A 17,325-nucleotide genomic window follows, 5' to 3' on the forward strand; every position below is an offset into this window, starting at 1 on the left:
ATGTCACTTTGGGGATTTTTGGGAGCGGGGATTGCCTACTTCATGACAACGTTTGCCTTTGTTTTTGGTGGCATTTTTTGGTTATGTGCTGAAGGTAATACATTAAGAGAAACAAAGCGCCAATCATCAATAATGTCCGGGGTTATTGCTTGTACTATTGGAACTTGGGTGCTTGCTTTTGGTGTTTACGTTTACGGTTACTTTTGGGATAACTCTTCTCACTATTATTTTTATTTGCTCGCTCCATGGGGACTTGCCATTTTTGGGGTAAAACTTCGTAACCGCTGGGTTAAGCAATACGCGCGTGTAAAACACGCAAAAGAAGAACAGTGGCAAAAGCGCTGGCGAGAATTATTAGGGGAAGATACTGAAGATCTTCCACCATATACACATGATTACGAGCTCTACTCGGGCATTTGGCAAGCCAATGACGCGCTCCGAGAACAGTGCTTTGCAGCGCTTCCTCACGGGAAAGCAGTCTACGAGAGAGTGAAAGCCTTCCAAACGATGGCCTCCCCCGCTGGTGACATAAACAATCAAGTTTTGCTGAGTAAACTCGATCAACTAGAGGATGAAATCATTCAAGTTCTTGAGCAACACTCGCAAAAGAAAGTAAGCATTAAAACTGGCTCAGGTACTTTACGCAAAGAGTCAAAACGCAATGTTTATCGCCATGAGAATGGCCCAACAGAAGAGCAACTGTGCGACTCAATCAATCTCCAACATGATTTGGATCGAGAGCTACGCAACATTATCTATGATCTGCTCGGTTACGATGGCGAAGATGAGTACTTTTTCCTCCAAGCGCCACTCGAAGAGCTTACCGAGAATGAAACCGCAATCAACTGGATGCTCTGGGGTTTAGTAAGCGACCATTTTGCTGTTGACCCATACCAAACGGCGTTGGATCTCAGCCTAATGAATGCGGAACCAAGATGGGGGCAAAATGAACGGTTTGTAATGATTACGGCTCAATAAACGCAAGTACTAAGCCTAACTTTAATACAACCTATTCTGAGACCACCCTCGCGTTGGTTAACTTAGCCAATAAGCCGCCAACGCGATCACGCATTTCACGTCTGTCTACAATCATATCTAATGCACCATGTGCTAATAAAAACTCACTTCTTTGAAACTCGTCTGGTAGCTTTTCACGTACCGTTTGTTCAATAACACGCCGTCCCGCAAAGCCAATGCTTGCTTTAGGTTCACCAATATTGATGTCTCCCAACATGGCTAAACTCGCCGAGACGCCACCATAAGTTTGGTCCGTCAATACTGAGATATAGGGTAATCTGTGCTCAGATAAGTGGTTTAACGCGGCGCTGGTTTTTGACATTTGCATTAGTGCTACCAAAGACTCTTGCATGCGCGCCCCTCCGCAAGCAGAAAAACACACTAGCCCAGATTTTGTATTAATCGCAGTTTCAACGGCGCGGACAAATTTCTCGCCAACCACCGCCCCCATCGAGCCAGCCATGAAAGAGAATTCAAACGCACAAGCTACAACAGGCAAGCCTAGTAACTTCCCCTGCATCACAACCAAGGCATCTTTTTCTCCAGTCGTTTTCTGCGCGATGGCAATTCGCTCTTTATATCGCTTTAAGTCTTTAAAACCCAAAATATCCTGCGGTTCCAACTCACTTGCCAACTCTTGCTGTGTTCCATGATCCAGAAAAGTGTTCAACCTTTGACGTGCAGCCATTCTCATGTGATGAGAGCACCTAGGACATACTTCCAAATTCTCTTTTAATGCCGCGCGATAAAGTATTTGTTCACATTCAGGGCATTTTGTCCAAACGCCCTCTGGAATAGACGCTTTGCGCGAACCTATTATATTCTTATTCTCAAATAACCTTTCTAGCCAACTCATGAGTACCTCATTATTGATCACCTCGTAGCACGACATCTGCATCGTTTGCCCGCTCTGACTGTTAAATAAAATTGTATGCAACTCAGTCTGAGGATAAAGTGCAATATGCTGGCTTGATAATCCAACAAAGTGGGACAATAGAATGTTTGATAACGTCGACCAAATCTGGTTAAAAAGTTTTCACTGTGTGTATGAAAACAACAGCTTTAAGCGAGCCGCTGAGTGTTTGAATATACCAACATCGAATGTCAGCCGACATATTGCCCTGCTTGAAGAAAAGTTAAACATCAGGTTGTTCAATAGAACGACAAGGCGAATGACGCCTACCGAGGCTGGAGAAGAGCTCTATAGCAGCACTCGTCCACTATTAGAACAACTCAACAACGCGCTAGAAACCGTGACTCGCCACTCGCACACCGTAACGGGAGAGCTACGTATTCTTATGCCAGACACACCTGTACTGGCCAAAACGGTTGTCACCTTTTGCACACAATACCCGTCAATCTCTTTGTCTTGCGATACAACGCTATACCCTAAAGATGATGTTATTGATAGCTTTGATGTCATTTTGAGTTTTCATAGAGGGACTTTGTCTGACAGCAATTGGGTAGCAAGGGAAATCAAACGCTGGCCCAGTGCTATTTTAGCTGCGCCTCAACTGCTTAATAAGTACGCCAGCCCTTACAAAATTACGGATTTAAATCATGTTCCCTGTATCACGACACTTACCGCAGTAAATGGTGCTCCCTGGGTGTTTAAAAACCCCGACGGAGGTCATATTACGCAAACAGTACAATCCTCGTTCAAAGTAAACAGTGGCCATCTCGCTAAATCTGGCGCGTTATCAGGGCTTGGATACGCAATACTTCCAATAGAATCATGCAAAGATGAGATCGAGAGCGGCAAGCTTGAAGTCATCCCTCTAGAATACGAACCTGAAGATTTAGTGCTTTATGCGTTTTACTCTTCTAGAAAGCACTTAGCCAAGAAAATCTCTATGTTTGTTGAGCACTTAAAACAACACGCGAAGCTTAACGCCTAGTTAAGCACTAACCATTTATCCCAATAACTATAAAAACTGGCATAGTAGAGCAAATCGACATTCGATTTTCTCAAATAAAAAAGCCAGCAATCGAGATTTACTGGCTTTTGCAAAAGGATTTCCGTTGGCGTTTAAATTCTAAACGCTCCTACGTGGCGATCGAGAGTTCTCGATAATTCCGCAAGTTGTTGACTTGATTCTTCCAATTGCTCACTCGCCGTTAGCGCGTTTTTCACGGAGTGACTGACGGTATCCATATTCATGTTAATTTCATTTGCTACCGTCGATTGCTGTTCTGTTGCCGTTGCCACTTGAGTATTGATATCCAAAATAGTAGTAACTTGATCAGCAATTGCCTCTAGTGCTTGTCGAGCCAGCTCCGTTTCTGCAGTGCCTTCTTCAATAAGGGTTCTACTATTACTCATTGAATTAACCGCACTTTGGGCTTCGGTTTGCAACTGATGGATCATATTGTCAATTTCATCAGTGGACTGAGCCGTTTTAGTGGCAAGATTACGGACCTCGTCTGCCACTACGGCGAAACCTCGTCCGGCATCACCGGCGCGCGCTGCTTCAATAGCGGCATTTAACGCCAATAGGTTAGTTTGCTCAGAGATCCCTCTAATGACTTCGAGAATACTACCAATCGACTGAGTGTTGTCCGCAAGACTTACGATAATATTGGAAGTACTGTTCATCTCGTTTTCAAGGTTCGTCATTGCCGTCTTGGTTCTTTCTAGCGTCTTATAGCCATCTTGAGTCTCATTACTTGCCGTGCTCGCAGCACTCGCTGCACCAGCAGCGTTTGACGCAATTTCGTTGACGGTCGCGATCATTTCGTTCATAGACGTGACAACCAGCATGGTTTGCTCATTCTGCTCCTGCCCTCTTGCAAGCGCTTGTTGAGATTGTCCACGCAGCGCGACAGCGGAACCATTCAGCTCTACACCAGTATTTACAACTTGTGTAATGATTTCATGTACCTTGCCAACAAACACGTTGAACGCCGAAGAAATTTGTGCGACTTCGTCATTACCTTTTGCTGGTAAACGAACCGTTAAGTCTCCATCACCTTTCGAGATGTCTTGCAACGCCTCCTTAAGCGCAGATAGCGGTCGCATCAGCTTGTTGAGTAGCAGCGATAGAGCCAAAACACACAGAACGAAGATCACCACCATGGAAATCAGTTGGGAAGTAATAATTCCATTCGTCGCTTGGCTTACTTCTGTAATAGGAATACCAATATCAAACGTACCGTACAACTGACCATTCACGTAGATCGGCGCCATGATATCAAACACCCACACTTTCTGGACATCGGCATACCACTTTGAATACTGTTGTACTCCCTTGGTTGCACCTTCAACGGTGTAGTTATCATTGTAGGTTTTATTTAGCTTTTGCTTATCACTGTGAGCAACCGCCGTCACATTGCGATCAATTACGACTGCATAGCTTACGTCTGAACGTTGTTTCAAACCCTCAACGAGCGATTGTAAGTCTTGCATTGGGTTGGCTGAGTTCTCCAAAATATAACTTGCATTTCCTGCTAAAAACTCAGCTTGAACTTGGGATTTGTTTAAGATGATGTCATCGATTTTCTGACTCGAAATTAGGTACGTTGATGCCATACTTGCTACGACAGCAATACCAAACATGGCGCAAACGGCTAATAAGATGATTCTTTTCATTTTAATTGTCTCGGTACAATTCAATGTGATGCTCACGACAGAGCGTTAAGCCTTTCGCCTCTTATAACCAACACAAACTATATTTTTAGCCTGTCTGGCAAAGCTAGACGTAACTTTGTAGCCACTGTATCTGCCTGATTACCGATAACTTTAGAATGAAGGAAGAAAAGTCTTCAAAACGTCACATTTCTACGAGGTTTGGCTGAAAGACAAGAGAGCAATCGCTAACTTAAAGTAAGCGGCCACACTAGCATCGAGCGTTAAAGAAAGAGTTCTAGTTAGAGCCTTGAAAATATAAATAAGCGAGCGCTTCGACCTATATTCTTACAATTCTCCTTTGCTCAATTAAGTTAATTCTATTCCAAGCTCTTTGATAACGATGGTCACAATGAAGAAACAAACGATTGAAATAATGGCGCAAATCCCCAAAGAGAACCAAAACGAATATCGGCTCAGTAAGAAAGGAAAAACTAGAAACATCGGCAATGTAGGCAGTACATACCAAAAAGTATAAAACGCGTGGTTCGCGAGCTTTTCCTGACCTTGCCCTTCAATATACATCCAAATCAAAGCTAAAATAGTGACCGTCGGGAGCGCGGCAATCAGCGCTCCCGCTTTATCACTTCTCTTGGCAACTTCAGATATCAGCACCACTATTCCTGCGGTTAACGCGTACTTAGTAATCATCCACAACATGAAAGAGCTACCTTTAATAAACAAAAAGCGACGTAATAATTACAACAGAGCTTAGCTCATTAACGTCGTAAACCCGTGCATGCCCATATATACACCAACGGCGCTAATCAAGATCCCCGATAGATAAGGTGCACGACGAGCCACATCGTTCAAACCACTCCACTTCGATGTTGCTTTTTGAACGCCCACTGCCGCGACAACACCAACTGCAACTAAAGTTAACGCTAGACCAATACTGAAAGACACCACCAAGGTTGCACCAAGTGTCATGGCCTTAAGTTGCAAACAAATGAGTAAAACAGTGACCGCCGCCGGGCATGGTATTAACCCACCCGTCAAACCAAACAGAAGTATTTGTCCATTGGTAACATCTCGATCGCCAAAGCGCTTTTGAATATCTAGAGCGTGAGCACGCTCATGAGCGTCTTGGTACTCTTTATTCTCGCCTTCCGAGTGGGAATCCGCATGAAAATGCACCTCGAAATCGTGGGTGTGATCATGGTGCCCGACCATCAACGTGACGAAAAAATCATCAGAGGCTTCAACACAGGAGGCGGATTCCAAATAGCCATCGCGATAAATAAAGTGATAAATATCAGAAGGCTGTCTGATTGCGTTGGGTAGCACTAGTTTAACGTTTTCAGCCGTTAAAGGCTTACCGTTAAGTGTGCGTAACTGAAAACGGCAGTGATGCCCTTCATCTACGATAGAAAGCGATAGATGCCCATGACCAGTATCGACAACTTGCGTTCTCCAGTCTCGAGCTTGCTTATGAGCTTTGTGCCAAGCTCGCTCATCGCTCCACGTTCTCCAGAACATCCATAAACCCGTCGAAACGATAATCACCCCAGAGATAAGCTGCATCCATGGCTCCGCAGCTTCTGCAGTAAATCTTTGGCTTATATACATCCCACCCGCAGCAATTATCCATACGATCGCCGTATGGGAAAGCGTTGCAGCCAGCCCCAACATCACCGCCTGCTTCACTGTTCCTTTTACGGCCACAATAAACGCCGCCATCATCGTTTTTGAATGTCCTGGCTCTAATCCATGTAACGCTCCTAATAAAATGGCGCTGGGTATAAAAAACCATCCATTACCTTGTTGTAATAATGCGACAAAATCCACTGTTATTCTCAATATGCTCTTCTAAAGTTGCCTTAAACTATACTCCCCCCCAGTATAAGATGAGTGCTACATTATCAGTTAGAATCTCGCAGTCAGTAACTTAAAGAAGATAAGTCATGTCCCATACAACCAGAGATCAAAAGAAGCTCAATACCCGTGTCAGCAAAATACAGGGTCAGGTGAATGGTCTCAAAAAAATGCTGGAAGAAGAACATGAGTGCCAAGATGTGTTGCAACAAATCGCTGCAATTCGAGGGGCTGTAAATGGCTTAATGAAAGAAGTAATTAAAGGTCACTTACTTGAGCACGTTGTACTTGAGGAAGACAAAACTCAACGTGAAAAAGATATGGAAGTCGTATTGAAAGTACTGGACTCTTATATAAAGTAACCCTACTTCGCTAGAGTAAAGTCACTAGGGTTAAACTCGAATAGATCCTTTATATGTAATCGTTAACTAAACGGGAAATAGAGATTCCATTTCATATCGATTAGGTTGAAAGAAACTATATCAGTTCAAGTTAAATAGTTTAGTTATCAGAACTAAAACGGCCCAAACATAGGGCCGTTCATATTATTAAAAATCCCTAAACTATCTGCTAAAAATACATATTGTGATAGGTTTTGACTTTATGGAAGAGTACAAGTAAACCTTTATACCTCTTGTAATTCGACGTGCTTAGCGCTGTAAGATTTTGTAAATGCAATACACCCCAAAAGTACAGCAAGTGGTAACACGGGATCAAAGATTGAACCATGAGATCCGAAGAATAAGTTAAGAATCATGACTAATGAACCACCAATAGCCCAAGCAATTGTTGTTGGAATAGTCCAAATGATGAGTTGTTTCTTAACCTCAGTCACCCCCATTAGTCGATTAACAATATGGAATAACGAGTCATTAAAGTAGCCAGCAAATAGAGATCCCATCGTAGCTGCCGTCGCTGCGAATAAAAGGTTAACATCAGGAATATTCACTAAAACTGGGGCAGATATAGAAGCAGCGGTTATCATGGAGACTGTACCAGAGCCTTGAATAATGCGAACTAACGTCGCAATAATAAATGGAATCATAACCGCAGAAATAGGAAGCCCTGCAACTTGGTTGGCAATCTCTGCGCCCGCACCCGTTTCACGCAATACCGCACCTAACGCGCCACCAGCACCTGTTACTAACAAAATGATGCCACAAGTGGAGATTCCTTGTTCCATCTTTTCATTCGCTTCTTCTTTGGTAAGGTTATTACCCAATGTGTAAACCGCTAATAAGGTTGCTATTGATAGTGCAATTGTAGGGCTGCCGATAAAAGCGATAAATTGACCAAATGTTGTTGCTGTCAGCCCTTCGAAACCGAAAGTCCCCTCTAATAAACCCATCACTGATTTCGCAAGTATAAGTAAAATAGGGATAATAATTGGAGCGATAGATTTACTTAAAGATGGTAGGTCTTTCGCTTCTTTACTTGCAATGTACTCTTTGTGATCATTAATCAGTTGCTCACTAGACTTCGAGAAATGTTCGGTTGGAATGAATTCAGGAAACTGCTTTTCTAACCATCTTGCATACCAAACAATACCCATGACACAAGGCGCTGCGATCATCAAACCAAAACCTAACATGCTGGCAAGATCGACACCAAAGATACCAGCAACTCCCAAAGGCCCTGGAGTCGGCGGAATAGCGTGATGCGCTACGACCAAGCCGCCCGCCAGAGCAACCGTAAGCGTTAAAATCGAGCGATTGGACGTTTTTGACAAAGACTTCGCAATTGGATAAAGAATGATAAGCGCGCTATCCACAAAGATTGGGATGCTAACAATATAGCCAGTTACAGCAAGAGCGGCCTCTTCTTTCTTTTTTCCTAACCACTTTATAAAATTATAGGCAATACTTTCTCCTGCTCCAGAAGCCTCTAAAATAGCCCCCATCATAACGCCGAGACCGATGACAATCCCTATACCGCCTAATGTTCCACCAAATCCTTTGCTAACGGTCGCAATCGTGTCGTCAACACTTAACCCACCAATAATACCTGCGATACATGCCGCAATTAACATCGCAATTAACACATGTACTTTTGTACGTAATACAAGAAAAACAAGGACTGATACGGCTACTATTAGTCCAATTACTGAGGTTGGTAACATTAGACAATCTCCATATTGTTAACAGAAATAAATTGTTGTAATACATCCTTGAAATTACTGTCTGCTTTAAATCCAAGCTCCAGTTCTTTAGTACAATCAATTTTTTGTGGCCAACTACTCACAATACGATCAATACCCGCATCATGCTCATAGGTAATATAATTAGAAAGTTGCTTACCCACTAAAGTGTCCATTGTTTGAATCATCTCAGCTGGTGTAGTTTGAATGCCAGGTAAATTAAGCGTTCTATAGGACAGATTATTTAACTGCTCATAAGGCATTAGCCCTGCATACTGAATATTGTCAACCACTCTAGACGGGCTCGATATCCAAAGTTTTAGCGTAGGGTCTACAGGACAATTTGATTCTTGAGCATTCAAAGGCTCACGAATAATTCCGCTTACGAAAGAGCTAGCGGCAAGGTTTGGTTTCCCAGGGCGAATACAAATAGTCGGTAAACGTACGGATACAGCTTTAACAAAGCCTTTACGGGCATAGTCGTTAACCAATAACTCACCTATAGCTTTTTGCGTCCCGTAGGATGACTGAGGATGAAGTGCTGTTATTGGTGTAATCGTTTCCGGAAGTTCACCACCAAATACAGCTAAAGATGAAGCAAACGTAAAACGAATATTAGGGTTTACTTTACGGCAACGCTCAAGCAATAACTGTGTGGTCGTCAGGTTTACAGCTACGCCTAAATCAAAATCTTGCTCAGCATGGCTCGATACAATTGCCGCTAAATGAAAAATGTGTGTCGTTTCGGCAGTAATAACTTGGTCTATATTTTCTCGCTTTGTCATATCCATGACTAAAGAAACGACTCGGTCATCAATGCCCTCTAAGCGCGACTTTTGAATGTCGACAATAGTAATACTTTCAGCTTTGTTTTCTTTTAGTAGTGATTTGGCAAGTAGGGTTCCGAGAAAACCCGCCCCTCCAGTTATGATAATATTCATAGTCACGACCCTTTGTTTTTGTAATTAGTTTCAAGTTATTTATGGATAGAAATTAAAATTGTTATAGGTATGGTTTAACCCAACTAAGGCCCAGCTGCGTGCTATGCCTTGGGTTGTATTCACAACCGATCCAGCCTTGGTAACCAGAGTCATCCAAAACATTAAATAGGTGTGGGTAATTCAGTTCGCCTTCCGATGGTTCGTGCCTTTCAGGCACAGAAGCAATTTGAATATGGCCTGTGTATGGCGCCACATCGCGAATCAACGTACTCAGATCACCGTCCATAATTTGTGCGTGATAGAGATCGAGCTGCAATTTCACGTTTGGACGAGCCACTTGTTTGATGAGTTCCACCGCTTCACGTTGATGTGCAACAAAGTAGTTCGGTACATCGCGATTGTTGAGTGGCTCAATCATCAGCTCAACACCTTGTTCGGCAAACTTATCCGCTGCATAACGAATGTTTGAGATAAAGGTTTCAATATGCTGATCACGAGTGAAGCGAGAATCAACAATGCCAGACATAGCGTGAACCTTTTTACAGTTCAGTGCCTTGGCGTACATCAGAGCAGTCTCGACGCTCGTTTTAAATTCATCCTCACGCCCCGGAATAGCTGCAAAACCTCGTTCACCTGCATCCCAATCACCTGGAGGCATGTTGAATAACGCTTGCTCAAAACCAAACTGCTGTATCTTGCTTGCTAGTTTTTGCGCTTCGAATGCGTATGGGAAAAGGTATTCCACCGCTTTGAAGCCCGCTTGGTGTGCTTTTTCGAAACGATCTAGAAAAGGAACTTCTGTGAATAACATTGTCAGATTTGCCGCGAATTTAGCCATTACTTACCTCTCCCTTTTAGGTCTTGAATCTCAGTATCCGTTAAGTAGCGGATGTTGCTGTCTTTAAGAATGAACGCTAGCTTCGCTGTCTCTTCTAGCTCTTCTGCGTTATCCACTGCATCTTCAAAGTCCGTACCCGTGATCACTGGACCATGGTTCGCCAGGAGGAAAGCTCGGTAGTCACTAGCCCGCTGCGCAAGTTCTTCAGCAATCTGAGGGTCGCCCGGGCGCAGGTACGGAATCACTGGCAGTTCGCCAATGCGCATTACAAAGTAAGGTGTGAAAGCTTTGATGGCATTCTCGCGATCTAAACCTTCAAGACAAGAAAGCGCCGTCAAGTAAGTAGAATGCAGATGCACAATCGCATTACACTTTGAGTTATTTCGATAAATCGCCAGATGAAAAGCCACTTCTTTTGATGGCTTTTCACCAGAGATATGGTTGCCATCAATATCCACAACCGAAAGCTCTTCAGCAATCAAGCGGCCGAACGAAGAACCAGTTGGCGTTGCCAGAAAGTGTCCATTAGGCAGTTTTAGAGAAAGGTTGCCAGCGCCGCCAGTCGCATAGCCACGTTCAAACATAGAGCGCGCCATAGTGACCATTTGCTCTCGCAGTTGTTGTTCTGTCATCAATTCTTTATTCATCACAACCTCACCTATTCAAAAAACGACTGTGCTTTGGCAAAGAAGTGTTCATCGCCGAAGTTGCCCGATTTCAGAGCCAAAGAAAGCTCGCCTTCAAGTGACTTCACCCAAGGTACACCTGGTGCGATTTGAGGACCGATATGAAAACCTTTTACGGCTAGGCTTTGGGTTACAACCCCTGAGGTTTCCCCACCCGCAACGATGAAATTTTTCACACCGTGCTGCTGAAGTTTGATTGCAAGTTGGCTAAAGAATTGTTCAACCGCGTGACTTGAAGCATGCGCGCCAAACTCTTGTTGAATCGCTTTTAACGCCGCTGCATCTGCGGTTGCGTAAACCAGTGGTGCGAACTCGCTTTCGATGTTGGTCATGACCCAATCAAACACTTGATTTGAGTAATCTTCTTCCGTCAGACACGCCTTCACATCAATAGCAAAGTGTGGCGCTTTTTCTTTGTAAACAGCGACCTGTTGGTTGGTCATGACAGAACAAGATCCAGATAACACAACGGTTGGTGCCTTTTTAGGGTTCCCCTCCTGCTTCGCATCACTTTGATCTTCAAGGGTCTCTATCCAGTTCTTAGCAATACCCGCAGCCAAACCAGAACCACCAGTTACCAGTTTTAGAGACTTCGCCGCTTGGCCAAGTGTGACAAGATGCTCTGCATTGAATGCATCAACCACTGCATAGCGGTTGCCTTGTACTTTTAGCTCTTCAAAGCGCTCAATTACCGCTTTTGGACCTTGTTCAATTATTTGGAAGTTCACCAGGCCAGATTTGCCTTGAGATTGAGCATCCATCATACGAACTAGGCTTGAATCAGTCATTGGTGTCACAGGGTGATTACGCATACCTGAGTCGCTTAGCAAGTCTTGGAATACAAATAGATGGCCGTTGTAAACTGTGCGACCATTCACTGGTAATGATGGGCATACAATGGTGAACGCTTCACCTAGCTCTGCAAGCAGTGCATCCGTTACAGGACCAATGTTACCTTCTGCTGTGCTGTCAAACGTTGAGCAGTACTTGAAGTAAAACTGCTGACAGCCATTTGCTTGCAGCCACTTAAGCGCAGCTACTGAATCCTCGATTGCCTCATCTACAGGACAGGAGCGAGATTTAAGACTGATCACGACCGCATCTGCGTTTACATCAATCTCTTCTTTTGGAATACCGTTAAGCTGAACTGTGCGCATGCCGTTTTCTACAAGAAAACCTGCGATGTCTGTTGCGCCAGTAAAGTCGTCTGCGATAACGCCTAATAACATCATTTTTTCTCCGTTTTACGTGCGCTTACTTCTGTTTGTTTTCTACACCTGGAAGCTCAATACCATCAAAAATCTTGATAACGGCACTGTCGTCTTCCTGGCCAAAACCAGCATTGCTTGCACTCAAAAACATGTTTAGTGCTGTGCTTGATAGAGGAAGTGGAAATTTGAGATCTTTTGCTGTGTCCGATACGAGGTTTAGATCTTTCACAAAGATGTCGACCATAGATTTAGGGGAGTAGTCACCATCAACTACATGCTTCATGCGGTTCTCAAACATCCAAGAGTTACCCGCTGCATTCGTCACCACGTCGTACATCAGGTCAAGAGGAATGTTTGCACGTGCCGCTAATGCCATTGCTTCAGCACCAGCTGCGATATGAACACCTGCTAGCAATTGGTGGATAATCTTCACAGTTGCGCCTAGGCCAATCGCTTCACCGATGTTGTAGACCTTAGCTGCCGTTGCGTTGAGTACTGGTTCAAGTGCATCAAATGTGCTTTGCGCTCCCGACGCCATAATAGTCATCTCACCTGATTCTGCTTTTGCAGCACCACCAGATACCGGTGCATCAAGCATCACAAGGTTGTGTTCTGCCAATTTCGCTTCAATTTGTTTTGCGTCTTCTGCTGAGATGGTTGCTGAAACCATTACTGGCGTATTCGGCTTAAGCGCTGTAGCAAGACCAGTTTTGAACAAGACCGTGTTAACTTGAGCTGCGTTCACAACAAGAACTAGAACCGAATCAAGCTTATCTGCAAACTCAACTGCATTTGTAGAAACAGCTTTTGCACCGAATGAACCTAGCTCTTCAAGCGCTTGAGAATTTAAATCGAAACCATATACATCTAGGCCTGCACGCACACATGACTTTGCGGCGCCCATTCCCATAGAGCCTAAACCGATAACACCTACAGATTGAACTTCACTCATAAAAACAATGCCTTCTGGTCTATTAAACTTTGTTAATTCTTGTTTGGTTGATGTGATTATATGTGAAGATTAATACTAAGACTTCGCTTTGAATCACATTTTTTCACATAAATTAACAATGTCGTGATATATACCTCTTTATGGGAAGAGACATTCCGAGCAGTTAACACAAGCGAAGGCTGTTCTTACAACGTTGAGAACATAATTCACAGATATTCACAAAAAATAAAAAGATTGGTAGGATACTGAAAAACAAGAATATAGAAGTGAAATTATGATCCCAGCAGAACGTCAAAGAACCATATTATCCCTGTTATCACATCAAGAAGTGTTAAGCATTTCAGATTTAACCGACCACCTTGGCGTATCACATATGACCATTCGTCGTGATATCGTGAAGCTTGAATCCTCAGGTAAAGTCGTTTCTGTTTCTGGTGGAGTGCAACTCGCTCAAGCTCTACATTCAGAACTTTCCCATGATGCGAAGGTCGAGCAACAAGCGGATGAAAAGATTCAAATTGGTAAGCTGGCGGCTACGTTAATTGGCCAAGACGCTACTATTTACTTGGATGCGGGAACAACCTCTCTAGAAATCGCCCATCAAATAGCAAATCGTAATGATCTTTTAGTGATCACCAATGACTTCTCTATTGCTGCTTTCCTTATGACGCACAGTGAATGTGAGCTTTACCACACAGGAGGAAAAATTGACCGCGAAAACCAATCCACCATTGGTGGAAAAGTCGCAGAGTTCTTGAACGGGCTAAATATTGATATCGCCTTTATTTCGACTTCTTCTTGGAGCTTGAAGGGCTTATCAACACCTAATGAAAATAAAGTTCTCGTAAAAAAAGCGATCATCAAGGCGGCACAAACCAACTATCTGATCTCAGACTCAACTAAATACGGTCAGATAGCGAGCTTTCATGCATTAGACATCGAGCAATTGGACGGAATTATTACCGATCGAAACCTATCAGAAGTGGTCACACAAGAATTAACGGATAAAGGATTACGTGTTTATAAAGAGTAACACTACCTAAACACCTGAGTTCGAGTCACTTTTATACTCGTTAATCTATAGGTGCTTCCAATATACATAGACCTTACTGTGTACTTTCTGGCAGAAAACACATCCTTTTGTTTTCTAAATTACCAAATTACTGATTACATCTGGATATGGACGCTCACTTCGCTTTATCGCTGCTCGTCACTTGTCATCAAAAATCAAATTCACCGCAATTGCCATCAAAACTAAGCCTGAGATTGGCAGCAAGACACCTGTTGGCGAGCGCTCTATGTAAGGCAGATTCTCTGCAATCAATAAACCCCACTCGGGTTCTGGCGGCTTAACGCCTAGTCCGATAAAACTCAGAGAAGTCAGGCTGATCGTAATGTACGGCAAACGCAGAAACGCGTGACGAATCAATGGCGGCAGCACATAAGGCAACAAGTAGTAACGGAGTACTCGCCACTGACTGGTTCCCCAAATGGGCGCAAGATGCGTATAAGGCTGCGCTTTGGCTTCCATCAACAAGCTCGCGCAGGGCGCCGCTAATGGTGCTCACGACACCATAACAATCGCAATCAAGGCACTGTTTGGGTTCATCCCCGTTAGACCAGCGGTCAGCAGACCCGCCACAATGTATGGCACACCTTTGGTGATCTCAATTAAGCCTCGGCTATAACGAGTCACGAAGCCGAGCAGCAAACTAATCACCAAACTTAGGAACGTTGTGATGATGCCCATTTTGATCGTCGACATCATACCGCCGCCTACACGAGCAAGCAGATCTCGACCAACGGCGTCGGCACCAAACGCAATTCAAGGCGAGTAAAGTGGATGGTGTAAGGATCGCGCATTAACGCCCACCCCGCACAACCAATCAGCAAGGCAAAGCGTAAGATTTGAAACTTACTGATGTTCGCCGATAGCCAAGTGATCACCCAAGGCTCATCTAATACACGCTAAGGCTGTCATTGAGCAAGCGCCCGAACATGAACCAGAGTTCTCCAGCAAGGAATAGCATGGATAACTGATACAACCAGCAAACGTATTCTCATACAAAGCTTCAAATAGGATAACGACTTATGAGAAAAGCCAAGTTAACTACATATAAATGAGTTTCTAGTTTGGAAAGATTAGCGTTTGGTTGAGCATGGCAGATCAGAATGTATCTGCCATGTCATAACGGTAGTGATTGGTGAAAAGAGACCGTACAGATGATATTTAAGGCTTATGGGTTTCATCTGACAATGTTTAGGTAGATACCAAGCCTTATGTTCTGTAAAGCACCTTAGTGACGTGCTCATTGCAATGTACTCTCACTGCATATCGTGTAGCAGACAGAGTGGCTTGGTGATCACCAGGATTGAGAATCTAATCAAACACACTTTTGGACATAAATGAGTTATCACGGCTCACTTCTCAACACACTCCATCACTTTTATGGAGCCATTCTCTTCCCCCTGCGCTAAATCGGATTGAAATTAAGGTCTTCTGGCTTCGTTTGAATTGTCGTCAGTAACTGCTTCAGAAAACTCTTTAAAGTTGGACTCCAAATATCATTGTGACCACTCATGACACTCTTGTCTGTTCGGATATTCATAATTGGAAATCTTTCTGGAACCGTATCCTTGTTACCATCCGCATCCGGTAATCGGCGTTTTATGTAAATATCATCAGGTAGAAGATCACACACTCCTGCTTGATCGCACCTTGTTAGCAAAACAGGCTTGGCATTTATCTCATTATTACTTGTAACTGGAATACAATTATTTCCTTTCGTGTCGCTCAGAATCTGCACTTGAGGGGTATTTTTCTGTATGGATGAACTACAGCGCTTACTCACTTTTAACTGGTGAGTAATGTACCGGTCATAATGCCCAATTGTGGTTCGATCTAGCGCCTTATATTGCCCCCGAGGGTAGGCTTGAAATTGAGTACCAAAAAAGCGGCCAATTGGAAATGTAAGTCCTGTTGCCCAATCGGCCTCTGTGGTAACTACCACTATTCTAGGGGGTAAATTGCACTTGTAGGTCGCATCTCTCGCTAATGCATAGAGCGGAGACATTTGCATTGCTTCAAAGGCAGGATTTACCAGAACAACTAAATCAGCAATCTCATTGAACTCAGCTATTCCGTTTTCCGGCTGACCATCTTTACCTCGGATACACCTCATATCTAACCTTATCTGCTCAGCCATAAGTTGCGAAACTGATGAGTACAGTATGGCCCCGCCAAAACTATGCCCTATGATGACTAGGCGAGATGATGTGTTCTTACGAACATCCGAAACTTTGCGAAGTAACTCAGACACCCCTCCACCACTACCAACTGAGTGAGCTGTTGATTTTCGATCCCAAAAAGTGAGCATGTAGCTAAATGGAGACGTGAACCAATTATCTGATGGTATAGAGTCCCCTCGCCAAGCGATATATATACCCATCGCTGGCTTGGAGTTAGAATTTGACGCATAGGTCACTGAGTCTAAAAAGGCTTCGATATCTTTATCACCAGGCTTGGCTGAGTGATGCCATCCGTGCACATAGACAAGGACAGTTCCTCCTGCTTCCGCCACTTTTTTAGATTCGGAAATACTTGTTTCTAATTGTTTTCGGCTTTGGGCATTCCCAAACTCATCGAACTCGACTATTTGGATACAATTCGTTTTGGAGTTATCACAGACTCTAGATAATGGTTTTTTGTCCGGCAATATAGAAACATCGGCACGATAAACGGGCTGCTCTGGTAGAACACCATCTTTACCAGGAGGTTCATCGGTCATGACTCGATACGGCTCTAACTGAGAACAGGCCGCAGTGAGGAAAAGGAAGTTTAGCACCAATAGAATATGGATTATGTTAGCTTTTTTCATGATTTCCCTTGAGGGGGGATAGAAGTACCACTAATTTCAACCGTCCCGAGTTGTATGAACACATGGCAATGCAAAGCATCGCTAACCTTCTACTTAAGGGTAGTCGTTTTTGTAGTGGTCAACTGAAACTGTGCATATTGAGATTGTTAAAATGAGGGTGAATCATTCTAACTCATTTCGGGGCTGAAATGAGTTCATCACGCAGTGTGCGTGACGCAACTTGCG

15 protein-coding genes and 1 pseudogene are annotated in these 17,325 nt (G+C 43.7%); 4 read left to right on the forward strand and 12 right to left on the reverse strand.

What is annotated here, in order from left to right:
- Positions 1–978 carry a hypothetical protein gene (locus tag NDJ01_RS16110; protein ID WP_139059246.1) on the forward strand — a complete coding sequence of 326 codons (978 nt, stop codon included), beginning with the start codon at positions 1–3 and terminating at the stop codon, positions 976–978.
- Between the two features lie 31 nt (positions 979–1,009).
- Here the strand turns inward: NDJ01_RS16110 and accD are convergent, their stop codons facing one another.
- Positions 1,010–1,873 (reverse strand): acetyl-CoA carboxylase, carboxyltransferase subunit beta, encoded by an 864-nt coding sequence (gene accD, locus NDJ01_RS16115; protein WP_047008421.1) that lies wholly within the window; start codon positions 1,871–1,873, stop codon positions 1,010–1,012.
- 142 nt (positions 1,874–2,015) lie between these two features.
- Here accD and NDJ01_RS16120 point away from each other — a divergent pair, with 142 nt between their 5' ends.
- Positions 2,016–2,915, forward strand: a complete 900-nt coding sequence (locus NDJ01_RS16120) for a LysR family transcriptional regulator (protein ID WP_258586976.1) — start codon at positions 2,016–2,018, stop codon at positions 2,913–2,915.
- A gap of 131 nt (positions 2,916–3,046) precedes the next feature.
- Here the strand turns inward: NDJ01_RS16120 and NDJ01_RS16125 are convergent, their stop codons facing one another.
- The 3 genes from NDJ01_RS16125 to NDJ01_RS16135 form a co-directional block, all read right to left on the reverse strand.
- Positions 3,047–4,606: a methyl-accepting chemotaxis protein gene (locus tag NDJ01_RS16125; protein WP_048625305.1), complete on the reverse strand. Its 1,560-nt coding sequence runs from the start codon at positions 4,604–4,606 to the stop codon at positions 3,047–3,049.
- A 345-nt stretch (positions 4,607–4,951) separates the two neighbouring features.
- Complete coding sequence (locus NDJ01_RS16130; RefSeq protein WP_145535575.1) at positions 4,952–5,302, reverse strand: DUF3147 family protein; 351 nt, start codon at positions 5,300–5,302, stop codon at positions 4,952–4,954.
- A gap of 51 nt (positions 5,303–5,353) precedes the next feature.
- Positions 5,354–6,430, reverse strand: a complete 1,077-nt coding sequence (locus NDJ01_RS16135) for a nickel/cobalt efflux protein RcnA (protein ID WP_139059243.1) — start codon at positions 6,428–6,430, stop codon at positions 5,354–5,356.
- A 116-nt stretch (positions 6,431–6,546) separates the two neighbouring features.
- On the opposite strand from NDJ01_RS16135, the gene rcnR reads away from it, so the two are divergent.
- On the forward strand, positions 6,547–6,819 hold the full coding sequence (rcnR, locus tag NDJ01_RS16140) for a Ni(II)/Co(II)-binding transcriptional repressor RcnR (protein WP_085344497.1): 273 nt from the start codon (positions 6,547–6,549) through the stop codon (positions 6,817–6,819).
- A 263-nt stretch (positions 6,820–7,082) separates the two neighbouring features.
- Here rcnR and NDJ01_RS16145 read toward each other — a convergent pair whose 3' ends face one another.
- From NDJ01_RS16145 to ltnD, 6 genes are all read right to left on the reverse strand, one after another.
- The gene (locus tag NDJ01_RS16145) at positions 7,083–8,576 is read right to left on the reverse strand and encodes a GntP family permease (RefSeq protein WP_048625307.1); all 1,494 of its coding nucleotides are present in this window, start codon (positions 8,574–8,576) and stop codon (positions 7,083–7,085) included.
- Positions 8,576–9,535 carry a D-erythronate dehydrogenase gene (gene denD / locus NDJ01_RS16150; protein ID WP_243327591.1) on the reverse strand — a complete coding sequence of 320 codons (960 nt, stop codon included), beginning with the start codon at positions 9,533–9,535 and terminating at the stop codon, positions 8,576–8,578. The genes NDJ01_RS16145 and denD overlap by 1 nt, the downstream gene beginning before the upstream one ends.
- Positions 9,536–9,596: 61 nt before the next feature.
- Positions 9,597–10,373: a 2-oxo-tetronate isomerase gene (gene otnI, locus NDJ01_RS16155; RefSeq protein ID WP_017635261.1), complete on the reverse strand. Its 777-nt coding sequence runs from the start codon at positions 10,371–10,373 to the stop codon at positions 9,597–9,599.
- Positions 10,373–11,020 carry an aldolase gene (locus NDJ01_RS16160; RefSeq protein WP_005385078.1) on the reverse strand — a complete coding sequence of 216 codons (648 nt, stop codon included), beginning with the start codon at positions 11,018–11,020 and terminating at the stop codon, positions 10,373–10,375. Before NDJ01_RS16160 ends, otnI begins: the two co-directional genes overlap by 1 nt.
- A gap of 11 nt (positions 11,021–11,031) precedes the next feature.
- Complete coding sequence (otnK, locus tag NDJ01_RS16165; RefSeq protein ID WP_258587014.1) at positions 11,032–12,288, reverse strand: 3-oxo-tetronate kinase; 1,257 nt, start codon at positions 12,286–12,288, stop codon at positions 11,032–11,034.
- Positions 12,289–12,313: 25 nt separating this feature from the next.
- Positions 12,314–13,222 (reverse strand): L-threonate dehydrogenase, encoded by a 909-nt coding sequence (ltnD, locus tag NDJ01_RS16170; RefSeq protein ID WP_085344551.1) that lies wholly within the window; start codon positions 13,220–13,222, stop codon positions 12,314–12,316.
- A gap of 274 nt (positions 13,223–13,496) precedes the next feature.
- Between ltnD and NDJ01_RS16175 the strand changes: the two genes are divergently transcribed.
- Complete coding sequence (locus NDJ01_RS16175; protein ID WP_005375354.1) at positions 13,497–14,255, forward strand: DeoR/GlpR family DNA-binding transcription regulator; 759 nt, start codon at positions 13,497–13,499, stop codon at positions 14,253–14,255.
- A 177-nt stretch (positions 14,256–14,432) separates the two neighbouring features.
- Here the strand turns inward: NDJ01_RS16175 and NDJ01_RS16180 are convergent.
- Positions 14,433–15,121: pseudogene (locus tag NDJ01_RS16180) on the reverse strand (ABC transporter permease); the annotation flags it as partial.
- A gap of 575 nt (positions 15,122–15,696) precedes the next feature.
- Positions 15,697–17,100, reverse strand: a complete 1,404-nt coding sequence (locus tag NDJ01_RS16185; RefSeq protein WP_150879306.1) for an alpha/beta hydrolase — start codon at positions 17,098–17,100, stop codon at positions 15,697–15,699.
- Positions 17,101–17,325 lie beyond the last annotated feature (225 nt).

The organism is Vibrio sp. HS-50-1, assembly GCF_024747315.1.
In the GTDB taxonomy this organism is placed as follows: domain Bacteria; phylum Pseudomonadota; class Gammaproteobacteria; order Enterobacterales; family Vibrionaceae; genus Vibrio; species Vibrio diabolicus.